This is a genomic window from Prevotella sp. MGM2, from assembly GCF_002933955.1.
In the GTDB taxonomy this organism is placed as follows: domain Bacteria; phylum Bacteroidota; class Bacteroidia; order Bacteroidales; family Bacteroidaceae; genus Alloprevotella.
The window spans coordinates 1-3,874 of record NZ_BEWW01000207.1; the positions used below are offsets into that span (position 1 = coordinate 1).

The following is a 3,874-nucleotide window of genomic DNA, read 5'->3' on the forward strand; positions in this document are numbered from 1 at the left end:
AGCGGGACTTCCTCATGGAAAGCCCCGCTCCGCTGTTACAAAGATACAACATTTTACGGAGGAAAGCAAGAAATGTTAAAATCAACGATGACATGAAACAACTCACGACTGTTCACCACACAGCAGCTCCAAGTGGCAACGTTCATAGAGGGTTCTATAAAACTTGTGACGGCAGAGTGTAGCCGCTGAACCGAGAATAATAAGTTTCATACGGGCTCGCGTGATAGCCACGTTCATGCGCCGCAAGTCAGACAGGAAGCCTATTTGTCCCTGCTCATTGGCACGTACCAACGAAACGAGCACGATATCCCGTTCCTGGCCCTGAAAGGCATCTACGGTATTCACCGTAATTTGCCGGCGCAAGGGCCGCAGGTATTCGTCGCGCCGCACCAGCGTCCGCAGATATTGCACCTGCGCCTTGTAAGGTGAGATAATGCCGATATCCGCCCGTTCCTCCATCAGGCGTCTACGCCCCACCCGTTCTGCATATCGGCGTAAGGCGGCCAGAGTGAGCCAGGCTTCTTTCTTGTTGATACGTCCATACGTCGAAGCTACAAATGACTCGCCGCCGAGGCTTCTCCCTTCCGCCTCTTCCGGCACCTCATCATCAGCAAAGCCGCCGGCCGTTTCCTCATCCGAGTCAACCCACACCAGCGGATGATCCAACTCATCGAGCAGGCTGCGGTGGCTCACATCGGGTGCGGCGGTAAGCCGTCCTCCGTAAAACCAGTCGGAAGAGAAACGCATCAGTTCCTCGTTCATCCGATATTGCACCGTAAGCAATCTCACGGCTTCCGGATGCACTTCAGCGATATGCTCCATGAGCGTCCGCGCCAATCCGCCTTGCAGGGCTTCCCGGCTCTTCACTGTCGGCGGCAACTGGCAATGGTCTCCAGCCAGCACAACCCGGTCGGTCTTTTGCAAAGCAATCCAGCAGGCGGCCTCCAATGCCTGCGCCGCCTCATCGATAAAAAGCGTGTGGAAATGCCGGCCGGCCAACAGCGGATTGGCCGCTCCGGCAAGCGTGGAGGCTACCACACGCGAATGGTCAAAAAGCGCCTGACGGATGCGCAATTCCAGTTCTTCGGCACGCTCCTTGAGGCGTGCCGTTTTCTGGTGAAAGTTTTCAGAACGTCCTTTGCGCGGTTGAGCGTAAAGTCGGCGCAGGTCACGGCGCACCTGCCACAATGAAGGATAGTCGGGATGGTTCTCAAAGCGTCTCTCGTAAGTATTGGACAGCATCTTATCCGTGACGCGCGTAGGGTTGCCTATGCGCAACACGCTCAGTCCGCGATCGGCCAGCTGCTCCGCCATCCAGTCGACGGCCGTGTTGCTTTGAGCGCACACCAGCACCTGCGGTTCGCGGCGCAACACCTCACACACCGCCTCTATAAGGGTGGTCGTCTTACCCGTTCCCGGCGGCCCGTGCACAACGAACGCATCACGTGCCCGCAACACTTCGGACACGGCCTGCTCCTGCGCCGCGTTGAGCCAGGGAAAGCGGGGCTGCACCGCGGCATCTGCTGAAAAGCTTAAAGGTGCCCCGGCATGAAAGATATCGCGCAAAGCCGCCAGACGTCCCTCGCGGGCCTGCATCACACGGTCGATGGCTTCGAACATCAGACGGTAAGTCGTTTCATCAAAATGGAGTTGTACGCCGGCACGCTCCAGCGATTGCAACCGCGCCAATGCGGATTCATCGGGTAGCACCACGACCATGCGGTCAGCTTCGGCATAACTCACAGTAGCGGAAAAATCAAGATGGGAAATACTCCCCATGCCGTCTTGGGAAAAGAAACAGACGCTGCGGCCGTATTCGAAATCATGTTCAATACCGCTGTCACTGCTCCGCGTTATTTCCACAACAAAGCGGTTAAGCGAATTATAATAACTGCGCCCGACCGTAATCGGAAACCAGCACTCGCCGCGTTTCACCTTACGGTCCACGTCCATGGTTTCGGCTGCGCGCCTGAATTCGGCTTTCTCGTGTTCATATTCTTTGCGCAGCAATTCACGCTGGCGTTGCAGACTTGGCATTTGTTTCTAAGGATATTCTAATATGAATAAAACTTTCGAGCGCTTTGTTCTTTTGACATAAAAACAACCGTTGCCGGAAAATGCCGCCAACGGTTGCACTTTTATTTTGAAGAAGGGTTAATAGCTCTGACGCTCTACGCTGACTCTTATCATGGCTTTTTCTCCCACCTTGACTTCGCCCATCACGCCCACGCGGTCTTTGGGCATGGCGAAGAACGGTGACAAAAGCCCCCGATGAAGGCGGTTCTCCTTTGGCAGAAAGCTTTTGGCGCCATAGGCGTAGAGGCTGAACCGCTCGGTTGCTTTGAATTTCACGGCCGCAGCCACGCCGCCGTCTGTCTGGTGATATCCTCCCCAGTCCATGTTGTTGGCATACACTCCCACGGCGGCTGAAAAACGCTTTGACAGGGGAAGGGCGTAGGCAAAAGCCGCGTTTTGACCGAATCCCACCCCATGTGGCGCCCCCTTGCCGAAGCCGGCTGTCAGACTCATCGACAATTGTGCATTGAAACCCTGATGGAGCCGCCAGTCGCTACCGTAGAAACCGCAGTTCCATGGGGAAAGCCCGTCGAAGCCCGGCGCGGAAAGATCACACACGGGCAAGAACATATCTGTTGCCCGTATACCTGAAAGCGGTCGTAGAGAAGTAACGGCACCGTCCGCCAAGGGAATATCAGCGGCAAGGGCCGTACTGTCGTCTGCCGAAATCACAAGGGGATCAATTTCCGTACGAGTGCCGTCTGTTTGTGCCCGCATTATGGCGGGAGCCGTCAGGAGCAACGCACCTGTCATGATATTTCGCAGGATGTTCATGTTTGTTTTCTTGAGTAGCTGAGTTGCAAAGATAGCGATTTTATTTTCAGGACAAATATCCCAAAACGCTGTAAGCATTATTTTTTTCTTACTTTTGCATTTCACAAGGACAAGTAAACTTTTATTACAAAAAAACAAGATTCCATGAATCCCCATAATACAACTGAAGAAGTGTTTGACGACCTGCCGGCGGCGACCGGCTCTACTGAAGAAATCGTGCGCGACATAAAACGCAGCCTGCGCGGAGTGATGAACGGCATTACCAGTCGTTCGATGCGTGACAAAGGACTGGCATACAAAGTAAACTTCGGCGTGGAACTTCCCCGCTTATGCCGCCTCGCGGAAGAATTCCCGCACGACTACCATCTGGCTGCCGCATTGTGGAAAGAAGACATTCGCGAATGCCGTCTGCTGGCCGCGATGCTCATGCCGTCCGAAACCTTTGGTGAGGACTTGGCCGACTTGTGGGTAGAGCAGATGCGTTTCGTAGAAGAGGCTGAATGTACAGTGATGTATCTCTTTACCCGTCAGGCTTACGCATCGGAGAAAGCTTTCGCATGGATAGCCCGCGAAGAAACGATGTTCCGCCTTTGCGGCTGGCTGCTAATGGGACGTTTGTTCATACAGGGAGCTGTGCCTTCGGAGCGCGACAGCGCCGAGTTACTGGACCACCTGGCTACCGATTTGCGGGATGCGGATGCGGCAGTGGCGCGCGCAGCAGGTAAAGCACTCACACACTATATGAATTTGGGCAAGGAAGAAGAGAGGCGCGCTGAAGCTCTTCTGGCCAGCCTGTAGTCCGGTGTTGTAGCCGGCATCTTTCTGCCGTAATATTATCGGAAAAGCCATTTCAAGAAGAGTTTTTTGTAGCGGGACGCTCTTTTCCACTTTAACATATTTAACTTCCCGCAACACTTCCGATGGTTAAAAGATAGGTTTGAAGTAGTGGAAATGAAAAAGTCCGTATTCGAATTTTAACACGAATACTTGGAATTTCAACTGCAATACGGGGATTTTCAGGAAA

Annotated in this window: 3 protein-coding genes; 1 reads left to right on the top strand and 2 read right to left on the bottom strand. The window is 53.8% G+C overall.

All coding sequences use genetic code 11. The annotated features are described in order from the left end of the window. Positions 1–102: 102 nt before the first annotated feature. Complete coding sequence (locus C5S62_RS04980) at positions 103–2,037, bottom strand: AAA domain-containing protein (protein ID WP_104404316.1); 1,935 nt, start codon at positions 2,035–2,037, stop codon at positions 103–105. A gap of 117 nt (positions 2,038–2,154) precedes the next feature. Further along, on the bottom strand, positions 2,155–2,850 hold the full coding sequence (locus tag C5S62_RS04985) for a hypothetical protein (RefSeq protein WP_133159509.1): 696 nt from the start codon (positions 2,848–2,850) through the stop codon (positions 2,155–2,157). A gap of 144 nt (positions 2,851–2,994) precedes the next feature. On the opposite strand from C5S62_RS04985, the gene C5S62_RS04990 reads away from it, so the two are divergent. Next, positions 2,995–3,648, top strand: a complete 654-nt coding sequence (locus C5S62_RS04990; RefSeq protein WP_104404318.1) for a DNA alkylation repair protein — start codon at positions 2,995–2,997, stop codon at positions 3,646–3,648. The last annotated feature ends 226 nt before the right edge of the window (positions 3,649–3,874 follow it).